Source organism: Actinoplanes sp. NPDC020271, assembly GCF_044388125.1.
GTDB lineage: Bacteria > Actinomycetota > Actinomycetes > Mycobacteriales > Micromonosporaceae > Actinoplanes.
Genome location: NZ_JBIRWQ010000002.1, coordinates 224,832 through 251,181 on the forward strand (window position 1 = coordinate 224,832; position 26,350 = coordinate 251,181).

At 71.7% G+C, this 26,350-nt stretch carries 21 protein-coding genes and 1 riboswitch; of the genes, 12 read left to right on the forward strand and 9 right to left on the reverse strand.

Features of this window, described 5'->3' with window-relative positions; translation table 11 throughout:
- Window positions 1–38 precede the first annotated feature (38 nt).
- Both ACH442_RS04755 and ACH442_RS04760 read right to left on the reverse strand, forming a co-directional pair.
- Window positions 39–626 (reverse strand): general stress protein, encoded by a 588-nt coding sequence (locus ACH442_RS04755; protein WP_396121222.1) that lies wholly within the window; start codon window positions 624–626, stop codon window positions 39–41.
- Entirely contained in the window at window positions 623–1,528 is a 906-nt protein-coding gene (locus tag ACH442_RS04760) for a phosphatase PAP2 family protein (RefSeq protein WP_396121223.1), read from the reverse strand. The genes ACH442_RS04755 and ACH442_RS04760 overlap by 4 nt, the downstream gene beginning before the upstream one ends.
- Before the next feature lie 165 nt (window positions 1,529–1,693).
- Between ACH442_RS04760 and gsmA the strand changes: the two genes are divergently transcribed.
- Together gsmA and ACH442_RS04770 are read left to right on the forward strand one after the other, a co-directional pair.
- Window positions 1,694–2,839 (forward strand): sporangiospore maturation cell wall hydrolase GsmA, encoded by a 1,146-nt coding sequence (gsmA, locus tag ACH442_RS04765; RefSeq protein WP_396121224.1) that lies wholly within the window; start codon window positions 1,694–1,696, stop codon window positions 2,837–2,839.
- A gap of 60 nt (window positions 2,840–2,899) precedes the next feature.
- Complete coding sequence (locus ACH442_RS04770; protein WP_396121225.1) at window positions 2,900–5,236, forward strand: ATP-binding protein; 2,337 nt, start codon at window positions 2,900–2,902, stop codon at window positions 5,234–5,236.
- 143 nt (window positions 5,237–5,379) lie between these two features.
- On the opposite strand, the gene ACH442_RS04775 is transcribed toward ACH442_RS04770, so the two are convergent.
- Window positions 5,380–5,754: a response regulator gene (locus ACH442_RS04775; RefSeq protein WP_396121226.1), complete on the reverse strand. Its 375-nt coding sequence runs from the start codon at window positions 5,752–5,754 to the stop codon at window positions 5,380–5,382.
- Window positions 5,755–5,877: 123 nt separating this feature from the next.
- Here ACH442_RS04775 and ACH442_RS04780 point away from each other — a divergent pair, with 123 nt between their 5' ends.
- The 5 genes from ACH442_RS04780 (at window position 5,878) to ACH442_RS04800 (ending at window position 12,930) form a co-directional block, all read left to right on the forward strand.
- Window positions 5,878–6,927: an LCP family protein gene (locus ACH442_RS04780; protein ID WP_396121227.1), complete on the forward strand. Its 1,050-nt coding sequence runs from the start codon at window positions 5,878–5,880 to the stop codon at window positions 6,925–6,927.
- Window positions 6,928–6,987: 60 nt separating this feature from the next.
- Window positions 6,988–10,902, forward strand: coding sequence for an ATP-dependent RNA helicase HrpA (gene hrpA / locus ACH442_RS04785; protein WP_396121228.1), 3,915 nt, complete (start codon window positions 6,988–6,990; stop codon window positions 10,900–10,902).
- An 82-nt stretch (window positions 10,903–10,984) separates the two neighbouring features.
- Window positions 10,985–11,353 carry a DUF6401 family natural product biosynthesis protein gene (locus ACH442_RS04790; protein ID WP_396121229.1) on the forward strand — a complete coding sequence of 123 codons (369 nt, stop codon included), beginning with the start codon at window positions 10,985–10,987 and terminating at the stop codon, window positions 11,351–11,353.
- 65 nt (window positions 11,354–11,418) lie between these two features.
- Complete coding sequence (locus tag ACH442_RS04795) at window positions 11,419–12,159, forward strand: LamG-like jellyroll fold domain-containing protein (RefSeq protein WP_396121230.1); 741 nt, start codon at window positions 11,419–11,421, stop codon at window positions 12,157–12,159.
- A gap of 522 nt (window positions 12,160–12,681) precedes the next feature.
- A complete protein-coding gene (locus ACH442_RS04800) occupies window positions 12,682–12,930 on the forward strand; it encodes a hypothetical protein (RefSeq protein WP_396121231.1) in 249 nt (82 codons plus the stop codon).
- Window positions 12,931–13,470: 540 nt separating this feature from the next.
- Here the strand turns inward: ACH442_RS04800 and ACH442_RS04805 are convergent.
- The 6 genes from ACH442_RS04805 to ACH442_RS04830 form a co-directional block, all read right to left on the reverse strand.
- The gene (locus tag ACH442_RS04805; protein ID WP_396121232.1) at window positions 13,471–14,511 is read right to left on the reverse strand and encodes a B12-binding domain-containing protein; all 1,041 of its coding nucleotides are present in this window, start codon (window positions 14,509–14,511) and stop codon (window positions 13,471–13,473) included.
- A gap of 16 nt (window positions 14,512–14,527) precedes the next feature.
- Window positions 14,528–16,210 carry a PP2C family protein-serine/threonine phosphatase gene (locus tag ACH442_RS04810; RefSeq protein ID WP_396121233.1) on the reverse strand — a complete coding sequence of 561 codons (1,683 nt, stop codon included), beginning with the start codon at window positions 16,208–16,210 and terminating at the stop codon, window positions 14,528–14,530.
- A gap of 97 nt (window positions 16,211–16,307) precedes the next feature.
- Window positions 16,308–17,081: an exodeoxyribonuclease III gene (locus tag ACH442_RS04815; protein WP_396121234.1), complete on the reverse strand. Its 774-nt coding sequence runs from the start codon at window positions 17,079–17,081 to the stop codon at window positions 16,308–16,310.
- A 7-nt stretch (window positions 17,082–17,088) separates the two neighbouring features.
- A complete protein-coding gene (locus ACH442_RS04820; protein WP_396121235.1) occupies window positions 17,089–17,214 on the reverse strand; it encodes a hypothetical protein in 126 nt (41 codons plus the stop codon).
- Window positions 17,215–17,519: 305 nt separating this feature from the next.
- On the reverse strand, window positions 17,520–19,856 hold the full coding sequence (locus ACH442_RS04825) for a putative bifunctional diguanylate cyclase/phosphodiesterase (RefSeq protein ID WP_396121236.1): 2,337 nt from the start codon (window positions 19,854–19,856) through the stop codon (window positions 17,520–17,522).
- Between the two features lie 40 nt (window positions 19,857–19,896).
- The gene (locus ACH442_RS04830) at window positions 19,897–20,724 is read right to left on the reverse strand and encodes a universal stress protein (protein ID WP_396121237.1); all 828 of its coding nucleotides are present in this window, start codon (window positions 20,722–20,724) and stop codon (window positions 19,897–19,899) included.
- 183 nt (window positions 20,725–20,907) lie between these two features.
- Between ACH442_RS04830 and ACH442_RS04835 the strand changes: the two genes are divergently transcribed.
- The 5 genes from ACH442_RS04835 (at window position 20,908) to ACH442_RS04855 (ending at window position 26,201) form a co-directional block, all read left to right on the forward strand.
- Window positions 20,908–22,191: a citrate synthase gene (locus ACH442_RS04835; RefSeq protein ID WP_396121238.1), complete on the forward strand. Its 1,284-nt coding sequence runs from the start codon at window positions 20,908–20,910 to the stop codon at window positions 22,189–22,191.
- A gap of 167 nt (window positions 22,192–22,358) precedes the next feature.
- Window positions 22,359–22,667 (forward strand): ArsR/SmtB family transcription factor, encoded by a 309-nt coding sequence (locus tag ACH442_RS04840; protein ID WP_396121239.1) that lies wholly within the window; start codon window positions 22,359–22,361, stop codon window positions 22,665–22,667.
- Window positions 22,664–23,170 (forward strand): SRPBCC family protein, encoded by a 507-nt coding sequence (locus tag ACH442_RS04845; protein WP_396121240.1) that lies wholly within the window; start codon window positions 22,664–22,666, stop codon window positions 23,168–23,170. Before ACH442_RS04840 ends, ACH442_RS04845 begins: the two co-directional genes overlap by 4 nt.
- Window positions 23,171–23,484: 314 nt before the next feature.
- Window positions 23,485–23,835 (forward strand): VOC family protein, encoded by a 351-nt coding sequence (locus tag ACH442_RS04850; protein WP_396121241.1) that lies wholly within the window; start codon window positions 23,485–23,487, stop codon window positions 23,833–23,835.
- Window positions 23,836–23,879: 44 nt separating this feature from the next.
- A riboswitch (cobalamin riboswitch) is annotated at window positions 23,880–23,992 on the forward strand.
- Window positions 23,993–24,050: 58 nt separating this feature from the next.
- Window positions 24,051–26,201 carry a VWA domain-containing protein gene (locus ACH442_RS04855; RefSeq protein WP_396121242.1) on the forward strand — a complete coding sequence of 717 codons (2,151 nt, stop codon included), beginning with the start codon at window positions 24,051–24,053 and terminating at the stop codon, window positions 26,199–26,201.
- Window positions 26,202–26,350: the final 149 nt, after the last annotated feature.

Consider the following 26,350-nt stretch of genomic DNA (forward strand, 5'->3'; position numbering starts at 1 on the left):
AGGATCCTGCGGTGGGCGGCATCTCCGTGCGGGACGGGCTACTGGGCGCCGCTCGTCTGCCAGTTGAGGCGGACCAGCAGCGCCTTGGCCTCGTCGGCGACCTCGGCGTCGGCGAGGACCGCGTACTGCGCGGCCTGCAGCGAACTGCGGGACGTGAAGTCGCGGCGCCCGCCGGTCGCGGCGTGGGCGATGGCGCCGAAGATCGCGCCCCAGACCGCGCCGATCAGGACCGTGGTCAGGATGACCGCGAACCAGTTGGAGTCGCTGAACAGGCCGAACAGCACGCCGATGAACAGGCCGAACCAGGCGCCGCTGGCCGCTCCGGCGAGGGCGGCGCGGCCGGTGGTGAGGCGGCCGAGGACGTTCTCGACGAGGCGCAGGTCGGTGCCGATGATCGAGGTGCGTTCGACCGGGAACTTGTTGTCGGAGAGGTGGTCGACGGCCTGCTGGGCCAGTGCGTACTCGGGGTAGCTGCCGACGACGACGGTGGGGCCGGCCGGCCGGCCGGAAGCGCCGGGGGTCTGTGCGGGCAGCTGGGGGACGCCGGCCGGGCCGGGCGGGACGGTCCCGGCGGTCTGGGGCGCCGCGGCGGCCGGGTCGTCCTGCGGGGTGGTGGGGTTGGTCATCGGACTTTGCCTCCCTGTTCGGGCAACGGGTCACCGGCGGTGAGCCGAACCCAGAAATAGAACGTTCCGGCTGTGGCGGCCATGATCGCCGCCACACCGGTCAGGAACGCGAAACGGCCGGACACCAGATCCGGCATGACCCTTTCGGACATTGCCACCGAAGCGAGGCCGAACAGGCAAGCCGCCGTGCAGATGATGCCAACCATGGCGAGCGGGAACGTGGCGACGCGGGCGGGGGTGAGGGCCGGGCGCACGCCGGCGGCGCGGCGCAGGCGGATCACCCACATGACCAGTGCGCCGCAGGCCAGCACGATGAGCAGCGCCGCGATGGTGTCGCTGGGGCGGTGCCACTCGGCCCAGACGGTGGCGACCGCGACGATCGCGACGTAGGCCGCGCCGAGCAGGCCCATCGCCCCGCGCAACGCCCGCGGGAACGTCATGATCAGCACGAACGCGACGGAGGCGGCGGCCGCGGTGTGCCCGCTGGGGAACGAGTTGGACATCGCCGTGCCGTCCAGGTCGGGACGGTCCAGGTGGGCCTTGAGCTGCTGCGACACGACGTTCGCGGCGACGACCAGAACGGCCGAGCCGATCGCCAGGTCGATGCGCTTGCGCAGGATGCCGACGACGACGGCGATCACGCAGACGATGCCGAGGATGACGAACTGCGTCGCGTTGAGGGTCCGGCTGAGCACCTCGTTGACCTGCGGGTGGTGTATATCACCGCCGCGCATGGAGGCGCTATCTATCGTCTGGCCGAGCCCTGTACGGATGAAGACGCGATAGACCACGAACGCCCCGGCTGCTGCCAGCAGCGCCGTGACCAGGGGGGATATCGCGTGCCATCCGCCGGTCGCCGAGCTCTCGCGGACTCGTGCGCGACGTGTTGCGACCGCCGTCATCGCCTCTCCCTGATCTTGGCCGTTGGTCTGGGTGTGGACACGCCCTTTCCCCGTCCCGCGAATTTCCAAGCGTGGCAACCGGCACGCACCCGAGCACGTCCCTGCCCCGCAACGGTCGGACCGCACTGTCGTACGGACGCCGACCGGAACGAAGGGGACGTTTTCATGAGGCAGAGCTCCCGACGACTGCTCACCGGCACGCTGCTGGTGCTTGCCGCCGGGGCCGGGCTGGGCGCCGCCCCGCCGGCCGCCCAGGCAGCCGGCCTGACCGCGGTCGTGGAGGTGAACAGCCAGCTCAAGGTGCGGGCCCGGCCGTCGCTCGCGGCGGAGATCAAGGGCACCCTGCTCGACGGGCAGAAGGTGACCGTGGCCTGCTCGGTGACCGGTCAGAACGTGCGCGGCAAGCTGCGCACGACCGCCACCTGGGACCGGCTGGCCAGCGGGTACTACGTGTCCGACTCGTATCTGACCAGCGCCGGCAAGATCCCGTCCTGCCAGGCGGCGCCGGTGGCCGAGAAGGTCAAGGCGAAGCCTGCCACCGGCAAGACCACTGCTCCCGCGTACGTCGCCGGCCGGGTGCGGACCGCGGACGGCCCGGTGAACGTGCGGACCACGCCGTCGGCGACCGGGGTGCCGGTGCGCAAGGTGGTCGACGGGGCGGCGGTGCAGCTGGTCTGCACCGTGCCCGGGTCGAGTGTGAAGGGCACGGTCCGGACCACGACGTCGTGGGACCAGCTGAGCGACGGACGGTACCTGTCCCACGCGTACGTCGTCTCGGCCGGCCTGAAGCCGTGCGCGCCCTCGTCGGCCACCGCGCCGGCCACGCCCTCGGCGACGCAGGCGCAGTTCATCGCGGCGGCGGTGTCCGGCGCGCAGCTCGGCTGGCGCCAGTTCGGCGTCCCGCCGTCCGTCACGATCGCCCAGGCCATCCTGGAGTCGGGCTGGGGCAGGAGCGGGCTGGCCTCGGTCGATCGGAACTACTTCGGGATCAAGTGCCAGAACGGCGCGTACGGCACGCTCGCGAACGGCTGCCACGTCTACGCGACGACCGAGTGCGACAAGGCCGGGAAGTGCTTCCCGATGTCGGACGCGTTCCGGACGTACGCCACGATGGCCCACTCGTTCCGGGACCACGGCAACTTCCTGAAGGTCAACAAGCGCTACACGCCGGCGTTCGCCTACACCAAGGACGCGAACAACTTCATCTGGCAGGTGTGGAAGGCCGGGTACGCCACCGACCCCAACTACTACACCAAGGTCACCGGCATCATGACCGCGTTCAACCTCTACCGGTACGACACCTGGAAGTGATCATCACGCCCCTGTTGGCCGAACCCGGCCGACGGGGGCGTTTTGCGGCTTACGCTGCATATGGTGAAGAGGAGGGACGCCCGGTACACCGGCCCGGCACTGGCCACGGCCGTGGTGCTGTGCGGTCTGCTGGCCACGCTGCTCACCGTGGCCGGGCTGCGCGCCGCTCAGCGCGAGAACACCCGCCGGGTGATGGACCAGCGCGACCGGATGGCGGTCGCCGCGGTCCGGGCGGAGACCGACCGCTACCGCACCCTGCTGGAGACCGTCGCCTCCGGGCTCGCCACCGACGACGAGATCACCTGGGACGACTTCGACCAGGCCACCTTCCCGCTGACCTCGGCCGGCCTGCTCGGGGTCGTCGCGGTCGCCTACGTCGTCCCGGTCGGCACGGCCGACGTCCCGGCCGCGCAGGAACGCTGGCGCGCGGCCGGCGCGAACGGGCTGACCCTGCGCCCGGACCCGGGCACGAACGAGCACTACTTCCCGGTCTTCACCCGCATGCTCAACGACCAGGACACCCCGGCCGGGTCGGCCGGCGCCGACCTGAGCTCGGCGGCCCAGCCGGCCGATGCGCTGCAGACCGCGCGGCAGACCGGTGGCAGCACCGTCTCCGACACGTACGTGCTGCTCCGCGACCGGGACCGGCCGGCGGGCGAGCGTCAGCAGTCGTTCGTCTTCGCCGCCCCGGTCCGGACCCGCGCCAGCGATCCGGTCTTCCACGGCTGGGTCGTCCTCGGCCTGCGCGGTGGCGACTTCCTCACCGGCGTGCTGTCGACCGTCAGCCAGGGTCAGCTCGACGGCAGCCTGGTCGCGATCAACAGCGACGGCAGCCGCGCCGGGATCGCCGAGCTGAGCGTGCCCGGCAGGCCGGACCTGAGCCGGTCGGCGACGATCCCGATCGCCGACCACGTCTGGGAACTGCGCCTGCGGGCCGACTCGAGCCGGCTCCCGGGCGCCGGCGGCCACCTGCCGGTCACCGTCCTGGTCGGCGGGCTGACCCTCACCGGCGTGGTCGCCTGGCTCGTCTTCGCGCTGGCCACCGGGCGCACCCGGGCCCGGACGCGGGTCGACGAGGCGACCGCGGAACTGCGCGCCGCCGAGGAGGAGAGCCGCAAGCAGGCCGCGTTGCTCAGCGCCATCATGACGACGATCGGGGACGGGGTCAGCGTCGTCGACCACAGCGGCCGGGTCCTGCTGGAGAACCCGGCCGCGCAACGACTGATGGGTGTGACCGAGTCGAGCGACGACCCGCAGGCCTGGCAGGAGCACTACGGCGCGTACCGGGCGGACGGCGTGACGCCGATGGCGGTCGACGAGATGCCGCTGATCCGGGCCATGCGCGGCGAGCCGGAGGTCACCGGCGAGGTGCTGATCCGCAACGCCGGCCGGCCCGACGGGGTGCTGCTCGGCGTCGACGCGCGACCGCTGGACCCGAGCGCCGGACTGCGCGGGGCGGTCGCGGTCTTCCGGGACATCACCGAACTGCGGCAGTACGAGAAGGACCTGGCGATCTTCGCGGGCGTGGTCGCGCACGACCTGAAGTCCCCCCTCGCGATCGTGCGCGGGCACTGCGAGCTGGCTCTGGACGACCCGGACGACGCGGTCGAGGTGCGCACGTCGCTGCACCGGATCGTGCGCGCGGTCGACCGGATGGACGCCCTGATCGAGACGCTGCTGGCCTACAGCACCGCCCGCGACGCCCCGCTGCACCTCGCCGACCTGCCGCTGGAACCGCTGGTCGGCGAGGTACTCCAGGAACGGGCGGCGAGCCTGCGCAGCACCGGCGGGCCCGAGCCGGTCTGGACGGTCGGCCCGCTGCCCGCGGTCCGTGCCGACCCGGCGATGCTCCGGCACGTGCTGGACAACCTGATCGGCAATGCCGTCAAGTACGTGCGCCCGGGCGCCGTGCCGCGCGCCGACGTCACCGCAGTCGAGGCCACGCCCGGCTGGGTGCGGATCCGGGTGGCGGACGCCGGCATCGGCATCCCGGACGGGGACAAGACCCGGGTCTTCGACTCGTTCCACCGGGCGCCGGGCTCGGCCGGTTACGCCGGCACCGGGCTGGGCCTGGCCATCTGCCGTCGCGTGGTGGAACGGCACGGTGGCGAGATCGGCGTCGAGGACAACCCCGGTGGGGGCACCTGCTTCCACTTCACCCTGCCGGCCGCGGCCGGCATTGAGGAGACCGAGATGAAACACATTCCGACCGAACCGGTGGAGGAGGACGACGCGCAGGTGCGGGCCGCGCTGGAACGGGCGCTGGCCGAACGCGCCGCGATCATGGACAGTCGCCTGCCCGGGCTGTCGGCGTTGCCGGCCGCCGAGCCGTCGGCCCACGACCCGGCGGCCGCGCGCCTGCGTGCTCCCGTGCCCGACCACCAGCACAAAGTCTGATGGCTGGGTCTGATGGCCTCGCTTCGCTCGGCGGGCATTTCGCCCCTTGAGGTCGATGCCGGGAGCGCCGGAGAACGACTGCGCTTCGCTTGTCGTTCTCCGGTGCTCCCGGCATCGACGGGCGAAATGCGCTCGGGGCCGGGTTAAGTCCTGTCCGGAGTGTTCTGCGGGAGCAGGGCTGCGACCAGGTCCAGGAGTTGGGCCGGGACGAACGGCTTGAGCAGCGTGGCCGACGCGCCCGCCTCACTGGCCTGCGAGTCGCCCGGCATCAGCGATCCGCTCGCCACCAGGATCGGGATGTGTCGCAGATCCTCGTCGGCCCGGATCGCCCGGCACAGGTCGAGGCCGGTCATCTGGGGCATGTCGACGTCCGTGACGACCAGATCCGGCCGATGCTCCCGGATCGCGGCCAGGGCGCTCGCCCCGTCGGCGGCCACCACCACCCGGTGCCCGGCGCGTTCCAGGGAACGTTTGAGCACGTACCGGATGTCGTCGTGGTCCTCTGCGACAACGATCACCCTCGACCTCGATTCGGTTATTCGTATCCCGTCATCCGGAATATCGATTCAACCGTCCTGAGGACACGGGGTCGGACCGTTCGGATGATCTGTCCATCTTGACCATTCGGCACAGTGGGCCGGATGGAAGAAGATCGTCAGGACGTCGCCGAGCCGGAGCGCCGTGGGTGGTTCACGCGCCGGTCCGGCTGGCAGAAGGCCCTGATCATGCTGGGGGCGCTGGTCCTGATCGTCTCGTCCGGTGTGGCCGGTGGCGGCTACTACCTGGTCAACCGGTACACCGACAAGGTGGACCGGGTGTCGCTGCTGCCCTCGGCCGAACCGGCGGAAGCCGCCCGGTCCAAGGAGAACTGGGAGTCCGGCCCGCTGAACCTGCTGCTGCTCGGCTCCGACTCGCGGGCGGCCGAGCCGGGGGAGTCCAGCCCGATCGGTGAGCGCTCGGACACCATCATGCTGGTGCACATCGCGCGCAGCCGGGACAAGGCGACGATCATCTCGATCCCGCGCGACAGCTACGTCGACGTTCCCGCCGGTGGCACGTGGAAGGGCGGAAAGAACAAGATCAACGCCGCTTTCGCGTACGGAGGAGCCGCGCTCACCGCCACGACGGTGAAGCGGTTGACCGGCATCCCGCTGGACGGCGCCATGATCGCGAACTTCGCCGGCATCCGTGACCTGGTCGACGCCGTCGACGGGGTGAACGTCTGCATCCCGTACGACGTGAAGTCCACCTTCTCCGACCGGGAGTGGAAGCAGGGCTGCCACGACATGAACGGCGACCTCGCCGAGGAGTTCATGCGGCAGCGCTACAACGTGCCCGGCGGCGACTTCGGCCGGATCAAGAACCAGCAGCTCGTCGTCCAGGCCGTCACGAAGAAGGTGGCCGAGAAGAACCTGCTCTACAAGCCGCTGGAACTGGACACGCTGCTCGGCATCGCGGCCGACTCGCTGACCGTCGACCAGAATCTCGACCTGCGCGACCTGGTCTTCGCCGTCCGCGACATCCGGCCGGGCAGCATCGGGTACGCGACGGTCCCGTACACCTCGGCGGACCTGAGGACCCCGGCCGGCGCCGCGGTCCAGCTCGACACCGAGGCGGCGGCCGAACTGTTCGCCGCGGTGAAGAACGACACCGTCGACCAGTACCTGGCGGAGAACCCGCAGACGCCGTAGCCGAGGGCGTCGTTAATCACCAGGCGTTTCCGTCCGGATCCGCCTATCCTTGTCGGCGCCATGTCGACATCGCCTTCTGCCGAGCTCCGCAGCCGGATCTCCCAGCTCCTTCCCCGTGACGAACACCGGCTCGGCCGCCGCCTCGAAGGCACCAGACGGATCCGCGACGACGGTGCGAAAGCCACCGCCCTCGCCGAGATCACCTCTGAGGTCGAGGCGGCCGAGCTGCGCCGGGAGAGCCGGGCCGCCGCCGTGCCGCCCATCACGTACCCGCAGGCCCTGCCGGTCAGCGCCCGCAAGGACGACATCGCCGCCGCGATCCGCGACCATCAGGTCGTGGTCGTGGCCGGCGAGACCGGGTCGGGCAAGACCACCCAGATCCCGAAGATCTGCCTGGAGCTGGGCCGCGGCATCCGCGGCCAGATCGGGCACACCCAGCCGCGGCGGATCGCGGCGCGCACGGTCGCCGAGCGCATCGCCGAGGAGCTGGACCGGCCGCTCGGTTCCACGGTCGGTTACAAGGTCCGCTTCACCGATCAGGTCGGCGACGACACGCTGGTCAAGGTGATGACCGACGGCATCCTGCTCGCCGAGATCCAGACCGACCGGATGCTGCGGCGCTACGACACGCTGATCATCGACGAGGCCCACGAGCGCAGCCTCAACATCGACTTCATCCTCGGTTACCTGCGGGACCTGCTGCCCAGGCGGCCCGACCTCAAGCTGATCATCACGTCGGCGACGATCGAGACGCAGCGCTTCGCCGAGCACTTCGCCGACGCGGCCGGCAAGCCCGCGCCGGTGATCGAGGTGTCCGGCCGGACGTATCCGGTGGAGGTCCGCTACCGCCCGCTGGTGACCACCACCGTGATCGACGATGACGAGGTCCGCGAGGAGCCGATCGACCAGACCGAGGGCATCTCGGCCGCCGTCGACGAGCTGCCGATCGACGGCGACATCCTGGTCTTCCTCTCCGGTGAGCGGGACATCCGGGACACCGCCGACGCGCTGACCAAGAAGAACCTGCGCAACACCGAGGTGGTCCCGCTCTACGGCCGGCTCAGTGCCGCCGAGCAGCACAAGGTCTTCGAACGGCACACCGGCCGGCGGATCGTGCTCGCGACCAACGTCGCCGAGACCTCGCTGACCGTGCCCGGCATCCGCTACGTGATCGACCCCGGCACCGCCCGGATCAGCCGGTACTCGCACCGGCTCAAGGTGCAGCGCCTGCCGATCGAGCCGGTCTCGCAGGCCAGCGCGAACCAGCGCAAGGGCCGCTGCGGGCGAACCTCGGACGGCATCTGCATCCGCCTCTACTCCGAGGAGGACTTCGAGGGCCGCCCCGAGTTCACCGAGCCGGAGATCCTGCGGACCAACCTCGCCTCGGTCATCCTCCAGATGACCAACCTCGGGCTGGGGGACCTGCCGAAGTTCCCGTTCATCGACCCGCCGGACAAGCGCAACATCACCGACGGCGTCAAACTGCTCGAGGAGCTCGGCGCGCTCGGCGGCGGCAAGCTCACCCCGATGGGCCGCCAGCTCGCCCAGCTGCCGGTCGACCCGCGCCTGGCCCGCATGGTCATCGAGGCCGACAAGCAGGAGTGCGTCGCCGAGGTGATGGTGATCGCGGCCGCCCTGTCGATCCAGGACCCGCGCGAGCGTCCCGCCGAGAAACAGCAGCAGGCCGACGAGAAGCACTCCCGGTTCGTCGACAAGGAATCGGACTTCTTCACGTACCTGAACCTGTGGCGGTATCTGCGGGAGAAGCAGCAGGAACTGTCCGGGAACCAGTTCCGCCGGCTCTGCCGGTCCGAATTCCTGAACTACCTGCGGGTGCGGGAATGGCAGGACATCTACACGCAGTTGCGGTCCGTCGCCCGTACGCTCGATCTGTCCGTGAAAGAGGATTGGGAAGCAGGAGTCGCGCCGCAACCCGTGCACACCGCATTGCTCGCGGGTCTGCTCAGCCACATCGGCTTCAAGGATCCGGAGAAACGGGAGTATCTCGGGGCCCGCGGCGCCAAGTTCGCGGTCTTCCCCGGCTCGGTGCTCTTCAAGCGGCAGCCGAAGTGGATGATGTCGGCCGAGCTCGTCGAGACCAGCCGGCTCTGGGCCCGGGTGAACGCGCGGATCGAGCCGGAATGGGCCGAGAAACTCGCCCCGCACCTGGTCAAGAGCTCCTACAGCGAGCCGCACTGGGACCGGAAGATGGGCGCGGTGATGGCCTTCGAGAAGGTCACGCTCTACGGCCTGCCGATCGTCCCGCGGCGCCGCATTCAGTACGGGCGGGTCGACCCGGTCGTCTCCCGCGAACTGTTCATCCGGCACGCGCTGGTCGAGGGCGACTGGGAGACGCACCACAAGTTCTTCGACGCCAACCGGCGGCTGCTGAAACAGATCACCGAGATCGAGAATCGCGCCCGGCGCCGGGACATCGCGGTCGACGACGAGACGGTTTACGCGCTCTACGACGCGCGAATACCGGCCGACGTCATCTCGTCCCGCCATTTTGACGGCTGGTGGAAGAAAGCCGGCCGGGCGAATCCGGAACTGCTGCATTTCACCCGTGAGGATCTCGTCAACGCGGGCCGGGACACCGTCGACCCGAACGCCTTCCCGGACGCCTGGCTGGCGGCCGGCGTGAAGCTGCCGCTGATCTACGAGTTCGAACCCACGTCGCACGCCGACGGCGTCACCGTCCGGATCCCGCTCGACCTGATCAACAAGGTCGACGCCGACGACTTCGGCTGGTCGGTCCCCGGCTTCCGCAAGGACGTGGTGATCGCGCTGATCCGCGCGCTGCCCAAGGCGCTGCGCACCAGCTTCGTCCCGGTGCCGGACTGGGCCGAGGCGGTCCTCGCCCGGATCCCGGCGCGGCGCGGCGCGCTGCCCGACGCGGTCGGCGACGAGCTGCGGCGACTCACCGGCACGATCGTGCCGCGCGACACCTGGCGGCCCGACCAGGTCCCCGAGCACCTGCGGATGAACTTCCGGATCGTCAACGAGGCCGGCGAGGTGGTCGGCGAGGGCCGCGACCTGGAGGTGCTGCGCCGCCAGCTCGCGCCGAAGGTACAGGCCACCATCTCCCGCGCGGCCGGTGCCCTGGAACGGACCGGCATCACCACCAACGACTTCGGCGCGATCCCGCACCGGGTCGTGCAGAACCGCGGTGGGTACGACGTGAACGTCTGGCCCGCCCTGGTCGACGAGGGCACGAGCGTCGGCGTCAAGGTGTTCGAGACCGAGCCCGAGCAGCGCATCGCCATGCGGGCCGGCACCCGCCGCCTGCTGCTGCTCACGCTGCCGCCGGCCGCCCGGTTCCTGCAGGGACGCCTGGACAACCGCGCGAAGCTGGAGTTGTCGCGGGCCAACCCGTACCGGTCGATCGCCGACCTGCTCGACGACTGCGCGGGCGCGGCCGTGGACCGGCTCGTCGCCGACGCCGGGGGACCGGTCTGGTCGTCGGTCGAGTTCGCCTCGCTGCGCGACACCGTGCGGGAGGACCTGGTCGACGCGGTCGCCAACGTGGTCACGCAGGTGCAGGCGGTGCTCGCCACGGCGTACGAGGTGGACCAGCGGCTGCGGGCGTACAAGGACCCGATGCTGCTGGCGTCGCTCTCCGACATCCGGGTGCAGCTCAAGGGCCTGGTCTACCCGGGGTTCGTGACCGAGACGGGGTGGAAGCAGCTGCACCACCTGCCTCGGTATCTGCGGGCCGTCTCGTACCGGCTGGACCGGCTCGGCGGCGGCGTCGGGCGCGACCGGCAGCTCACCACCCAGATCCACGAGATCGAGACGGAGTACCGCGAGCTGAAGGCCGAGGCGCCGCGCGGCGGCCCGGCCGAGGACGGGTTGCGCGAGATCCGCTGGATGATCGAGGAGCTGCGGGTGAACTTCTTCGCGCAGACCCTCGGGACCGCCTACCCCGTTTCTGACAAGCGCATATTCAAGGCCATGGACGCCCTGCCGCTCTAGGACGGTTGCTGGTCGGTGCGCCTTCGGTGCCGTTGGGTCACACCCCTGTCGTGGCCCGGCGGCGCCGTTTAGGTTTCTCCGCATGACGAACGAGAGCATCGCCTTCGCCGCCACCGCCGCCGTTTCCGCCGACACCTACCTCGACGAGATGATGGCCCGCGTCGGCGTGGACGGGCTCACCGCCGCGTTCGCCGCGCCCGGGCTGCTCGCGCTGGTCGACCAGCACGCGGCCGCCGTCCGGGAGGCGCTGCTCGGCGCCGGCCGGACGATCGACGCCGAGGGGCTCGCCGCGTACGCGCGCAGCATCGTCGCCGGCTCGGTCCGGATGCGCCGCCCGCTGCCGTCGCCGGGCGCCGCGCCGACCACCGTCGCGGGCTGGGCGAACGCCGGGTGGCCGCTGCTGCGCCTGGTCGCGGTCTGCCTGGTCGCGGAGTCGGCCGGACTTCTCTGACCCGTACGATCTACATCGGCGGGTCGAATCCGCCGCAAATGGGCATGATCGGGCATCTTTGGGGCATGAGGATGCTCAAACTCTCTGCACTGGCTCTCCTGACAGTCCCGGCGATGGCCGCCCCCGCGGCCGCCGCGCCCGCCTTCCCGCGGGAGGCCGCGCCGCCGGTCCTGGTGGCGCGCTACAACTTCGACGGCGGCGCGACCGCCGGAAAGATCTCCGACCTCTCCGGCAAGGGGTCCAGCCTGACCGTCCGCGGCGCCGACAACGGCACCGTCGCGATCAACACCGAGGGTGCCGGCCGCTACGCCGCGTTCCCCGTTCCGTGCGCCGGCACCACGCCCTGCGCCCGCGCGATCCTCGAAGCGCCGAACTCCCCGGACCTCAACCCGGGCGTCCGCAACTTCCGCTGGGCCGCCAGCGTGCGCGTCACCGCCGCCCAGATGAAGGGCAAGGCGAACATCATGCAGAAGGGCCTGGCCGGCGCCGACAGCGTCTGGAAACTGCAGCTCACCGGCAAGACCGGACGCGCGCAGTGCGCCATGACCGGCAAGGGGACGACGCAGACCTACGCCGCGACGTCGTCCAAGCCGATCGCCGACGGCAACTGGCACAAGATCGTCTGCGAGCGCACGGCGACCACGCTCGGCGTCTCCGTCGACGGCGTCGCCGGCAAACCGGCCACCGTCCCGGCCACCCTCTCGGTCGACAACACGATGCCGCTGCGCATCGGCGGCCCGAACTTCGGCGCCTCCAGCGACATGTACCACGGCCAGCTCGACGACGTCTACATCCAGGTCGGCTGAGCTCCGCTTCCCCGCTGCGGGCCGGCTTCCCCGCCGGCCCGCTTCGATCTGCCCAGTACGCCGTGAGCCCCGCGATTAATTCGCTGGCGTCCCGTGCGAGCGCGGGCATAGGTTGTCCGCATGCTGTGACCCGCACCCAGGCACACCCCCCTGTCGCCCGCTGACGTCACCGGCCGTTCCGCGCCCGGTGCCGCGACGCCGCCGATCCGCCGATGCCTTCGGACTCCGGGTTTCCGGGCTCTCCGAGGTTCCGGGATTTCCGGTTCAGGATCCGCCGCGCCGCCGGGCTCCGGTCTGTTCCGCCGCCTTCGGCGTGTTCCGCCGGGCTCCGGTCTGTTCCGCCGGCCGATCGGGTGTGCCTACCGCGCCGGTCTTCGATCCGCCGATCGAGTCCCGCGCCGGGTGCGGACAGTCTCCGCCGACCCAGGCACGGTCGCTCGACGCTCGGCGCCTCCGTTCACCGGCTACCCCGCCCGTCCCCGAACCGGGCCCCGGAAACGAACACCTCCAGGAGGTAGCGGCATGCCCGAATTCTCGATCCACCCGAACCTCGACGACCTGGCCCGCCGGAACATCGCGGCGGCCCTGGCCCGCCCGTCCAGCACGGACGCCGGCCCGGCCCAGCCCGGCGCCACCGACACCGGCCACCACGGCGCCCACCAGGACGCCCGCGACACTCGCCAGGACGCCCGCCGAAGCTCCGGCCGCACCCGCTCCGGCCGAGCCGCCGCAGCCCAGTCCAGCCGCACCTACGCCTTCCGCCGCAGCTGACCGTCCGCGCGCTGCGGGCCACTCCGTGCCCCGCAGCGCGCCTTCCCTCTGCGGCCCGCAGCGCGCTCACCCCGTGCCCCGCGGTGCGCCTTCCCTTGCGGCTCGTAGCGCGTCTCTCCCCCTGCGGCCCGCAGCGTGCCCGCCCGCGGTGGACGCAGCGCGCCTTCACCCCGCCCCACCCCGGCCGACTCGTCCAGTCGCTCTGACTCTGCGCGCGTCAGCGCCCTCGTCGACGGCCCCCGGTCGCAGCTCGCGCTCGCTCCCGGCGGGTCGTCAGGGCTTCTTCGCGACGCCGAGGCATCTGCGACAGCCGGCCGGCTTGGCGCCCGGGGGTGTTTCGCGTCGCCGGAAGCGGCTCCGAAGGCCGGCCGGTGCCCATCGGCTGGTTGTCGGGGGGTCGTCCTCTTGACGCTGGTGCCGCTGGGGGCCGGCCGGCTCTTTCCGGGCGCTTTCCGCGGGTGAGGGGGCGCCGGGCGCAGTGGAAGTGCGACCCGGAGGCGCGGAGGCGCGGCCGGGGGTGTGGCTGCCGGTGGTGGCGGGTCAGAGGGCGGTCAGGGCCCGGGTGAGCGTGGCAGTGGCGTTGGGGAAGTCGATGAGCTGGTCGCGGACCAGGCGCAGGCCCGCCTGCAGCGCTGACACCGGAACCTCGCGCGAGGTGAGGACGCCGGCGGTCCAGGCGGTGAAGTCCAGGAAGATCTGCGGCTCGCCGACGTAGAGGGACGCGGCCAGGAAGTCGGCGATGTGGCCGAAGTCCTCCATCGTCGCCTCGAGTTGCTGCTCGTCGTAGTCCCGGACGGCCGGGACCGTCTCGGCCAGCCGCCGCATCGCGGTCTCGATCAGCTGGGGGCGGGAGCGGACCAGGTGGGTGTACTCCTCGTCGCCGAGGACGTCCGCGGGGTGGGCCGGGAACTCCGGGGCCGGTGGTGGGGGCCAGGCCGACGCGAGGCGGGTGACGGCTTCCTCGGCGGTGGCGGCCCAGGCGTCGGCGCCGAGAAGTTCGGCGTAGCGGCTGCCGGGGCCGAAGCCGCGGCCACCGGCGATCACCGGGATGCCGGCGGCGCGGCAGGCGGTGATGGCGGCGTGGGCGCGGGGGAGCCGGGTCGGGATCATGCAGCTGAGCGCGACCGCGTCCGGCCCGGTCTGGTGCAGGTGGGTGATCAGGTGTGGGCCGGGGACGCTGGCGCCGAGGAAGTCGACCCGCCAGCCGTCCATCCGGAGCAGCTCGGCGAGGATGCGGGCGGGCAGGCCGTGCCATTCGCCGTCGACGCAGGCCAGCGTGATGCGGCCGCGGCGGGGCAGGGTGCGCAGCTGACCGGCGACGGCGGCGAGGACGCGTTCGTTGACGGCGGTGGCGGCGTGTTCCCGGGCGACCGACCACTGGTTGGTCGCCCACAGTTCGCCGACGCGACCCTGGGTGCCGCCGATCAGGTCGACCATGATCTGCTGCGCGGGGACGCCCTCGTCGAGCAGCGACAGCGCCAGCTCGCAGGCGCCCTGCTCGTCACCGTCCCCGACCAGGTGCAGGTAGTGCTCGGCGAGGTCGGGGTCGTGCACGGAACGGGTCGGAGCCGACGTGATCATGCCGCAGATATACCCATCATGCGCGCGGACGGACCCTTCGATCGCCGGTCCGGGCGGTGATCAGATACGGCGACTGGTTCCGCGCCCCGCCGCCCCGCAGGCTGAGCGGGGGCCGGGTCTGCGCGCGGATGGCCAGCATGGCGATGTCGTCGCTGGTGCCGCCGTGCACCCAGTCGGAGACGAGCTGGCGCAGGCGTTCGAGGGTGACCGCGCCGGGCAGCCCCGCGCACTCGGCGAGTGCCCGCCGCAGCCGGGTCTCGCCGAACTGCTCGGCGCCGGCCGGGCCGCCCCGGGCCTCGGTCAGCCCGTCGCTGTAGAGCAGGCACAGCTCACCGGGCGCGAGCGCGACGGTGGCGGGCCGCACCGTCGTGCGCGGCATGACGCCGATCAGCGTCCCGCTGGCCGGCACCTCCTCGACCGTGCCGTCGGCGCGCAGCACCAGGGGCGGCGGGTGGCCGCCGCTGGCCAGTTCGAGCCGGACGCGCCCGTGCTCGGCCCGGGTGACCGAGCCGATCACCAGGGTGACGAACCGCTGGCGCCGGCCGGACTCGGTCAGTGCCTGGTTCAGCACTCGCAGCATCGTCTCGGGACCGGCCTTGACCAGCCGCAACGCCCGCAGCGTCTGGCGCACCTTGCCGGTCATCACGGCCGCCTCGGGCCCGGTGCCGCACACGTCACCGAGCGCGACGACCGTGTCCGGGCTGGCCTCGGACGGGCCGAAGACCTCGTAGAAGTCGCCGCCGATCTGCATGGTCTCGCGGGCCGCCTGGTAGGACCCGGCCAGCTCGAAGCCGTCGGTCTCGGGCAGGTCGGGTGGCAGCAGGTCGGCCTGCAGGACCGCGGCGGTGTCGACCTGCTCCTGGTAGAGGGTGGCGGCGGCGAGGGCGGCACCGGCCCGGCCGGCGAAGACCCGGGCGAGCGCCTCGTCCTCCGAGGAGAAGGTGGCGCGCTCGCCGGTCTTGGCCAGGATCAGCGCGCCGGCCGGCTCGGCGTTGCCCGGCAGCGGGGTCACCAGCAGCGCGCCGATCGGGCCGAACGCGGCCGGGAAGAGCCAGTCGGGGGCCTGCGCCGCGTCGAGCCAGCGGCTCGGGATGGGCGGGAAGCCGTCGATCACCTCGCGCAGGCCGGGCACCTCGGCGAGCCGGTGCTCCCCGAGCGAACCCTCCTCGATCGTGTGGCCGGGCAGCGCTCTGGTCCAGCCGCTCTGCCGTTTGTCCGGCGGGAGGATGATCACGGCGGCGTCGGCCAGGTGCTCGGCGGCGAGCTGCACGGTGGTGCGGCGCACGCGACGCAGGTGCAGCGAGGCGGAGAGCCGGCGGCCGGCGTCGGCGAGGAATGCGGCGCGGGCCCGCTCGGCCTCCAGGGCCGCTGTCCGCTCGTGCTCGTCGGTGTGATCCCGGAGGAACCACGCGTAGTGGTCGTCGTCGAGGGGGCGGCGCAACCCGTACAGAAATCGGCCCTGATGCTCTGAGCGGAAGGAATCGGCGCCGCCGGTCGCGGCCGCGGCCAGCTCGGGCAACGGGACCGCGTGCAGTTGATCTCCCGGCCGCAGGCCCGGGAGCACGTCGAGGGCCGCCGGGTTGGCCAGCAGGATCGTCTGGTCGGCGGCGGAGCAGAGCAGCACGGCCTCGGTGGCGACCGCGAAGGCGGCCTCCAGCAGGAGCGGCGTGACCACGGCGCCGGGCACACGCGATGCCATCGTCCCTCCCGTCTCCCCGCCGAGTCGTGCAGAGCCGCTCCCCAGCCTACGGGGTCCATCGGTGAACCGGCTCGTGCGCCTGCCCGGGCGGTGTCGTTCAGCGTTGCAGATCGACGACGACCGGGGCGTGGTCGGAGGGGCCCTTGCCCTTGCGGGCCTCCCGGTCCACCACGGCATCCGTCACCGCGGCGGCCAGCTCGGCACTGGTGTAGACGTGGTCGATCCGCATGCCTTTGTTCTGGTGGAACATGCCCGCGCGGTAATCCCAATAGGTGAACGGATGGTCGCCCTTCATGGCCCGGGCGGGCACGTCGGTGAGCCCGAGGTCGCGCAGCGCGGCGATCGCCTCCCGCTCGGGCGGGGTGACGTGGGTCGATCCGGCGAAGACGGCGGGATCCCAGACGTCGGCGTCGGTGGGGGCCACGTTGAAGTCGCCGGCGACGACCAGGGGACCGGTGGCGAGGTCGGCGGCGAGCGTCAGGCGCAGGGTGCGCAGCCACTCCAGCTTGTAGGTGTAGTGCGGGTCGTCCGGGGTCCGGCCGTTGGGGACGTACACGGAAATGAACTTGATCTTGTCGCAGACCGCGGTGATCGCGCGCGCCTCCGGCTCGGGGAAGCCCGGCTCGCCGGGGAAACCGCGGCGGACCTCGGAGATCCCGACTCGGGAGAGGATCGCGACGCCGTTCCAGCGACCTTGCCCGTACGCCGCGGTCTCGTACCCCAGCTCGGCCACCTCCGCGGACGGGAACGCGTCCTCGCCCACCTTGGTCTCCTGCAGCAGCAGCACGTCGGGGGCGGTGGTCGCCAGCCAGTCGAGCAGGCGGGGGAGCCGGGCCTTGACGGAGTTGACGTTCCAGGTGGCGAAGCGCATCAGCCCATTATCGGCGCGGCGGGAGCCCGCCGCGGGAGGCGGCGATCAGTGCCGCGGCGAGTCCGGCGGCGAGGGCGAGCAGCAGGGCGGCGAGCCAGAGCGCGCGACCCTCGGCGCCGATGAGTGCCGACATGCGCCACCTCCTCAGGTGATGGAGATCACCCCCCGGTAGATCTGTGAGCGAATAATGCCGGACCCGCCCGCACGGCACCAGAGGGCTGAGAGGTTTGTCGGGAAAGCCGGATACGACGCGACAGCGGCGCGCGATGTGAGTGGACGTCATGCCGGTGCTGCCGGACGACCTGCTGCACCGGGCCCCGGGGTTGCCACCGCGACGCGTTCGCCGGGCCGGCCGTCCTCGCGGTGAACCGGCACGTGCCGCACCAGGTGGAGTTCGACGACCCGACGGGCCACTCGACGCCGGCGGGCGCAATGCGCTTACTCGTCACGGCGGCGGTGGCGGCCCGAGCTGGTGATCGCGGTGACCGGCAGCGGGACCTCCGGGAGCGCCGCGGTCAAATGCCAGCGCTCGGCGAACTCCTGCGCCGGGACCGCCTTGCCCCACAGCCAGCCCTGCCCGTTGACCACCCCGACGTGGTAGAGCGCCTCGCGCTGCAACGGCGTCTCGACACCCTCGGCGATCACGCTCAGGCCGAGGGCGTGGCTCATGGCGACGACCGCCCGTACGATCTCGTCGTCCTGGTCGTTCTTGCCGAGCCCGGTCACGAACGAGCGGTCGATCTTCACCCCGGTGACCGGGAACTGGCGCAGGTAGCCGAGCGCCGAGAAGCCCGTGCCGAAGTCGTCGACCAGCAGCTTGGCGCCCAACTGGCGCAGCTCGTGCAGGACCCGGGCGGTGACGCTGGAGCCGTCGACCATCACCGACTCGGTCATCTCCAGGGCCACGCACTGGGCCGGGACGCCGAACCGGAACAGCTCACCGGAGATCACCAGGGGCAGTTCCGGCTCGCTGAGCTGACGCGGCGAGACGTTGACCGACAGGTAGAAGCTCTCCGACACCACGCCCTGCGAGCGCCACACCCCCAGCTGGCGCAGGGCCTCCGTACGCACGAAGGTCCCGATCTCGGAGATCAGCCCGGAGTCCTCGGCGATCGGGATGAACAGCATCGGCGGGATCGAGCCGCGCTCCGGGTGCTCCCAGCGGACCAGCGCCTCGGCCCCCACCGGCATCCCGGTCTCCAGGCGCACGATCGGCTGGTAGGCCACGTACAGCTGGTTGTCGGCGAGCGCCTGGCGCAGCGCCACCTCCAGTTCGATCCGTTCGCGGACCTGCTCGTGCATCGAGGTGTCGAAGACGGTGGACCGGCCCGGCCCCTCGCTCTTGGCGCGGTACATCGCCGTGTCCGCGTCGCGCATCAGCGCCTCGGCGGTCACCGCGGAGCGGGCCGGGTCGCCGCCGGCGTGCGCGATGCCGATCGACGCGCTGATCACCACCTCGGTGTCGCGGACCGGCAGCGGCCGGGCGAAACAGCCGCGGATGTCGTCGACCAGGCGCAGCGCCCCGGCCTTGTCGCCGACGAAGGCCAGCAGGAACTCGTCGCCGCCGACCCGGGCCACCGGCACGGTCTCCGGCACCTGGGCCCGCAGTCGCCGGCCGACCTCGATCACCAGCTGGTCGCCGGTGTCGTGACCCCAGGAGTCGTTGACCCACTTGAAGCCGTCCAGGTCGAGCATGTAGACCCAGACCCGTTCCGGCCCGTGCGAGTCGACCGAGGTGACCAGCCGCTCGATCGCGGTGGAGATCGACTGCCGGTTCGGCAGCGACGTCAGCGGATCGTGGGTGGCCTGGTGCTCGGAGTGCAGCTGCGCGGCGACCTGCGCCTGCACCGCCGAGATCGCCCGGAACAGCAGCAGCACCACCATCAGGGCGCCGGCGACCGCGATCAGCAGGCGGTGCGAGGCCGCGCTCGTGCCGGTGGTCAGCAGCAGCGCGAACGGCAGCATCAGGGCCGGCACCAGCACCGCGAGGCGCTGCCAGGACCAGGCCTGCACGGGCAGCCGGTCGGCGCGGCTCATCTCCACCACCGACGGGTGCAGGGCGGCCACCCCGATCGCGGTGTAGGCCGGCACGTACGGGATGTTGAGCAGCGGGGACGCGTAGATCCGGCCACTGACGCCGACGACCGCGTACGCGGTGTCGCCGATGAACAGCCCGACCATCATGACCAGCAGCCCGATCATGCTGACCGGCCACGTCTTGGTGGTGAAGGCCAGGTTGATCACCAGCAGGGCGAGCACCACGTCGAACAGGGGGTAGGTCCCCTGGATGATGGAGAGCAGCGCGGGCCGCCCGGCGATCGCCGCGGCCGGGACGGCGAGCAGCAGCGTGCTGGCCAGCCCGGCGGCCACGCAGACGATCAGCCCGTCCAGCACCGCGTGGCGTTCCAGGCTGCGCCGCGCCCGCAGGAGCATGAAGAGGAACGCGCCGAGCAGCAGGTAGCCGCTGAACGTCGTTACGTCGGCGAGCAGCGGCAACGGCATCGCGAGGTCGGTGACGACCGGCCGGATCAGCAGGCCGATCAGGAAGAGCAGGGCGGCCAGGGCCATCATCAGCCATGCGGCCGGGGGCTCGGCGCCCCAGCGGCGCGGCCCGAGGAAGCACGCCACCACGGTGATCACACCGAGCACGACCAGGCTGATCGACGCCAGGGGCGACGACGACCAGGCCGTGTAGATCGCGGTCGCGACGACCCCGATGGCGGTCATGATCTGCCATTGGCGGCGGGCGATGGCGGGCGGGAGCACGGAGGGCACCGGCCATTCCTCCCGTTTTGCCCTAAGACTTAGCTTTTGCTCACCGTAGCAACGGGGGCAGGTTGAGTGGCCGGGTTTCGACTCTTTGCCTTGCCGCGCCTTTTTGTCCCGCCGGTTCCCGGCGACCGTGTGCAAAAACGGTCGGACATCCGCCGTGCCGCAACAACTCGTACGCCACCGAACCGAATCGCGCCGCGCCCCCGGCCCCGCGCGGGCCCAGCGCGATCACCGTGGCCCGCCGGGACGCCCGGACCAGGGCCTCGGCCGGGGTGCCGGTCAGCAGCCGGCGACGCAGCGGCGGCAGCCCCGGCACCGCGCCGATCACGTCGTCGAGGATCTGGCGGGCGCGGTGCTCGCCGCCGGCGCCGAGCACGATCGCCACGTCCAGCGGGCGGCCCTGCCGGCGGGCCGCCTCGGCCGCGAACCGCAGGGCCAGCACCGACGGGCCGGAGCCGTCCACGGCGGCCAGCACCCGGCCGGCCGGCGGGCGCGGGCCGCGGGCCACCAGCACCGGGCACCAGGCCTGGGTGACCACTTCGAGCAGGTCGGATCCGGTCAGGTCACGGTCGCCGGCGACCAGGAGCGCCGCGGTCCGGCTCATCCGGCGCAGCACGCTCGCGACCGGTCCATCCACGAGTTGCCCCTGCACGTCGACGCCGGGTGTGGAACGCTGGGCGGTGCGTACCGCCTCGTCGACGAAGCGTGAGGCGGCCTGCCGGGCTTCCGCCGCGTCCCAGGTGAAAGCGTGTACGACCGACAGGGAGGTGCCGCGGGAGACCGCCTCCCGCGCGGCCAGGCGCACGGCGGCCAGGCCGGCCGCGGTCCCGTTGACCGCGACCGCCACGGGCGGCCGATTCGGGATCTGCATCGGTTCGGCCTCCGCTCCCCGTAACGTTCTCGCAATATACCGATCATTATCTATGGTGCAACGGTCCATAGGGACTGGTGACCAATGCCTCAACGGGTGGCCACCTGATGACCCATTCAGGTTGAGGGTTTACGGTGAACGGCAAAATCTTTGGGACATCTGCCGGTGAAGTGAGGGAAATACATGACGGATGTCAAGCTCGACCACCCCGGTGGCCAATTGTCGATGGGCGTACGCGAGGCCGTCGACGGGCCGGGCGGCATCGACGTCAGTGCTCTGCTGAAGGAGACCGGCTTCGTCACTCTCGACGTCGGTTTCGTCAACACCGCGTCGACCACGTCGGCGATCACCTACATCGACGGTGACGCCGGCATTCTCCGCTACCGCGGATACCCGATCGAGCAGCTGGCCGAGAAGTCGACGTTCCTGGAGGTCTCGTACCTCCTGATGAACGGCGAACTGCCGACCGAGGCCCAGCTGCGCGACTTCGCCGACAAGATCCGCGTCCACACCCTCCTGCAGGAGGAGATGCGGACGTTCTTCTCGGGCTTCCCGCGCGACGCGCACCCGATGGCGGTGCTCTCCTCGGCCGTCACCGCGCTCTCCACCTTCTACCAGGACGCGCTCGACCCGCTCGACGACGAGCAGGTCGACATCTCCGCGATCCGGCTGATGGCGAAACTTCCGACGATCGCGGCTTACGCGTACAAGAAGTCGATCGGTCACCCGCTGCCGTACCCGGACAACTCGCTCGACTACGTCGAGAACTTCCTGCGTCTGACGTTCGGCCTGCCGACCGTCAACTACGACGTCGACCCCAAGGTCGCGAAGATCCTCGACATGCTGTTCATCCTGCACGCCGACCACGAGCAGAACTGCTCCACGTCGTCCGTGCGGCTGGTCGGCTCGGCCCAGGCGAACCTGTTCGCCTCGGTCTCGGCCGGCATCAACGCGCTCTCCGGCCCGCTGCACGGTGGCGCCAACGCGGCGGTGCTCGAGATGCTCGAGCAGATCCGCAAGGACGGCGGCGACGTCAACTCCTTCGTCACGCGAGTGAAGAACAAGGAGAAGGGCGTCAAGCTGATGGGCTTCGGCCACCGGGTCTACAAGAACTACGACCCGCGCGCCGCCATCGTCAAGAAGGCCGCCCAGGAGGTCCTGGCTACCCTGGACAACCCGGACCCGCTGCTCGAGATCGCGTTCCAGCTCGAGGAGATCGCGCTCAACGACGACTACTTCGTCTCCCGCAAGCTGTACCCGAACGTCGACTTCTACACCGGCCTGATCTACAAGGCCATGGGCTTCCCGACGAAGATGTTCACGGTGCTGTTCGCGATCGGTCGTCTTCCCGGCTGGATCGCTCAGTACCGGGAGATGATGCACGACCCGGCCAACAAGATCGGTCGCCCGCGGCAGATCTACACCGGCGCCCCGGTTCGCGACTTCGTCCCGCTGTCGCAGCGCTGAGAATTCGGCGAAACCTCGGTTGGACCCGGCACGAACTCGGAGGCGGAGTTCGACGCCGGCACTGGCGGAATGGCTTTGCGAAAACGCCCCATCGGATTTCCGGTGGGGCGTTTTCGGATCCCTCACATGCCTTGACGGTTATATAACCATAGTGGCATGGTGAGGTGGTGGACGTCCTCGAGGTGCTCGCCGAACCGGCCCGCCGGCGCATCGTCGACGCGCTCCTCACCCGCGAGGCGAGCGTGTCCGACCTGGTCAGCGCGCTCGGCATGAGCCAGCCGGCGATCTCCAAGCACCTGCGGGTGCTGCGCGAGGCCGGCGTCGTCACCGCCCGGGCGCAGGCCCAGCAGCGCATCTACCGGCTGGAGCCGGGCCCGTTCCGCGAGCTCGAGGCATGGCTGCGGCCGTACCGGAAATTGTGGAACCACCATCTCGACGCGCTCGAGAAGCATCTCCGGGAAGGGGAGGAAACGTGACATTCGCCGACGCGAAGGTGGTCGCCGACGGTGACCGCTGGACCCTGATCCTCATCCGCGAACTGCCCCGGCCGCCCGCCGAGGTGTGGCTCGCCCTCGTCGACCCGGCCCGCCTCGACCGCTGGGCCCCGTTCTCGGCCGACCGATCACTATCGGACACCGGCCCCGCGACGCTGACCATGGTCGACGGCGACGAGCGGACCGCCCTGCCCGCCGTCGTGCACCGCGCCGAGCCGCCGCGTCTGCTGGAGTACACCTGGGGCGAGGACCTGCTGCGCTGGGAGCTGGAGCCGTCCGGCACCGGCACCCGGCTGACGCTGCGCCACACGCTCGCCGACCGCGACCTGGACGCGATGGTCGCCGCCGGCTGGCACCTCTGCGCCGACGTGCTGCAACGTCTGCTCGCCGGGGAGGCGGTGCGGGCGATCCGCGGCCGCGACGCGATGAACCACGGCTGGCCGGAGCTGCGCGACCGGTACGCCGCCCGGTTCGCCGGGTCCTGAGACCCTGAAGATCAACTTCAAGATCTTCATGTCCGGTCTGCGCCGTGGTCGCCCTCCGCCGCTCCCGCGGGGACCCTTCCGGGCCTCGCAGGGCCGCGGGCGGCCCAGAACGCGAGGCCCGGAAGGGCGGCCTCCGTGGCGGGTCGGGCTCAGGGCAACAGACCTGTCCACGGCGTCCCGTTCGTGCCTCCTGACCACCCGGGGAGCCGGCCGGTGGGGTGGGCCGGGTCGAGGGTCGGTACGGGCCGAGTTCGCGGGCAGTGGGGTGGGGCGGGGGTCACGGCGTACGGGAAGAAGGGGGTTAGGGTTTCGGGGTGGGTGTTGTCGGGCTTCAGCGGGTCATCGTGTCGGTGGGGGACCTTGATCGGGCGCTGCGGCTCTATCGGGACGTGCTCGGGCTCGGCGTGACAGCGCGGTCCGGGGACCTGGCGCGGCTGGACGTGCCGGGGAGCAGCACCGAGCTGATGCTTCATCAGCGGCCTCCCACGCCGGGTCCGGCCGGGGTGGCGATCAGTTTCCGGGTCGGCGACGTGGACGCGGTGACGGCCGCGGCGGAGAAGGCCGGGGCCACGGTCGTGGACGCGCCCGAGGACCAGCCGTGGGGTGAGCGGCAGGCCGTGCTGACCGATCCTGACGGGCATGTGATCTGCCTGATCGCTGTTTGACGGGCATACCGGCGGTAGGAAAGAGTGACCGTCGAGCGGTAGCGGAGGAACCCGGTGCGAGTCCGGGACGGTCCCGCCACTGTGACCGGGGAGCGATCCACCACACGCGGCGGCACGTCACGACGCGGGGAGCGGCGATCCGGGAGTCAGGAGACTCCGGCCGCTCGTGACAGCCGACGTGCGGGCGTGGACACCCGCCGGGAGGGAACAATCCTGTGACGACTCCGTACCCGTTCTCGGCCGTGGTCGGGCTCGACGACCTGCGCCTCGCCCTGCTGCTGACCTCGGTGTCACCGGCCGTCGGCGGGGTCCTGGTCCGCGGCGAGAAAGGTACCGCCAAGAGCACCGTCGTGCGGGCGCTGGCGAGCCTGCTGCCGCCGGTGACCGTGGTCCGGGGCTGCCGCTTCGCCTGCGACCCGGCCGCGCCCGACCCCGAGTGCCCCGACGGGCCGCACCCCGCCGACACCCCGGCCACGCACCGCCCCGCGACCCTGGTGGAACTGCCGGTCGGCGCGACCGAGGACCGGGTCGTGGGCACGCTCGACATCCAGCGTGCGCTGGCTGACGGGGTGAAGGCGTACGAGCCGGGGCTGCTCGCCGCCGCGCATCGCGGCGTGCTCTACGTCGACGAGGTCAACCTGCTCCCCGACCACCTCGTGGACCTGCTGCTGGACGCGGCGGCGATGGGCCGCGCACACGTCGAGCGGGACGGGGTGTCGGTCAAGCACGCGGCGCGGTTCCTGCTGGTGGGGACGATGAACCCGGAGGAGGGCGAGCCCCGGCCGCAGCTCGTCGACCGGTTCGGGCTGGTGGTCACGGTCGCGGCGCCGCGGGACGCCGGGATGCGGGCCGAGGTCGTGCGGCGGCGGCTGGCCTACGAGGCGGACCCGGAGGCCTTCGCGGCCCGGTTCGCGGCCGACGAACGAGACTGTGCGGCACGGATCGCCGCGGCGCGGGCGGTGCTGCCGACCGTCGAACTGCCCGACGCCGAGTTGGACCGGATCGCCCGGATCTGCCTGGCGTACGGGGTGGACGGCATGCGCGCCGACATCGTCGTGGCGCGATGCGCGGTGGCGCTGGCGGCCTGGCACGGGCGTGACCGGGTCACCGCCACCGACGTCGCGGACGCCGCGCGGCTGGCACTGCCGCACCGTCGCCGGACCGACCCGCTCGACCCGCCCGGGACCGACGAGGAGAAGCTGGACCAGGCTCTTGACGAGGCTGAACGGCAGGCTCAGGAGGACGCCGCCCGGGAGGAGCCGGAGGGACCCGGCGAGCCGGACGGGCCGGACGGCGGCGATGACGACGACGACCCGGACGGTGGGCCCGACGGCGGTGGACCGGGTGGTGGGCCGGACGGTGGGCCGGACGGGGGTGGGCGGCTGCCCGGTGATCCGCCGGTGGGCGGGGATGCTCCTGGGCCGGCCGAGGAAAGCGACGCCGGTCAGGGGAAGCCGGGCTCGGCGTCACCCGCGCAGGCCGGGGCGGCTTTCCGGCCGCGGGCGCTGCGGATCTCGGCTCGTGGGGACGGGGGGCATGCGGGGAAGCGGTCGCCTGCGTATGCGCGCCGGGGACGAGTCGTCGGCTCGCGCAGACCCGTGGGCAAACTGGCCGGGGCGCCGCATCTTCCGGCTACGTTGCGGGCGGCTCTCCATCGGGGGGCGCTGCAGGGGGCGGCTCCGGGTGGGCACGGTGCTGCTCATGTCGTACCGGAAAATCCGGGTTCCGGGGTCGGCGGCGGGCGCCGGACCGTCGGGGTGCAGCCGCGTGACCTGCGGGAGGCGATCCATGTCGGGCGTGAGGCGAACCTGGTGCTGTTCGTCGTGGACGCCTCCGGGTCGATGGCCGCGCGCAAGCGGATGACACTGGTCAAGACGGCCGTGCTGTCGCTGCTGCGGGACGCCTACCAGCGGCGGGACCGGATCGGGATGATCACGTTCCGGGGGAGCGACGCGGACGTGGTGCTGCCGCCGACGTCGAGTCACGAGGTGGGGGTCATGCGGCTCGCCGCGCTGCGGACCGGGGGCCGGACGCCGCTGGCCGCGGGGCTGCGCGCCGCCGCTCGCACGATCGCGACCGAACGCCGCCGTGACCCGCGCCGGCGCCCGCTGCTGATCCTGGTCACCGACGGGCGCGCGACCAGCGGGCCCGACCCGCTGCGGCTGGCGCCGGCCCTGTCCGGGGTGTCGACCGTGGTGGTGGACTGCGAATCCGGCCCGATCCGGCTGGGGCTGGCCCGCAAGCTCGCGGCGGCGCTGCGGGCCGAGGTCATGCCGCTCGAGCAGCTGGAAGCGGCCACCGGGCAGGCCCGGCCGGCCGCTGCCCCGGGCCGCTCGGGGGACCGAGCCTACCGCCGCGCCGCCTGATCGCGGGCATCCTCGAATCCGTCCCGATCCGCGCTTGACTCTGCCCCCGGGGCAAGGTCGAAGGTGGTTCCAGCGGGCCGGACGAGACGAGGAGAGCGACGTGGCGATGGTTGTTACCGATCGACAACGATGAAAGGCCGCTGACCGGA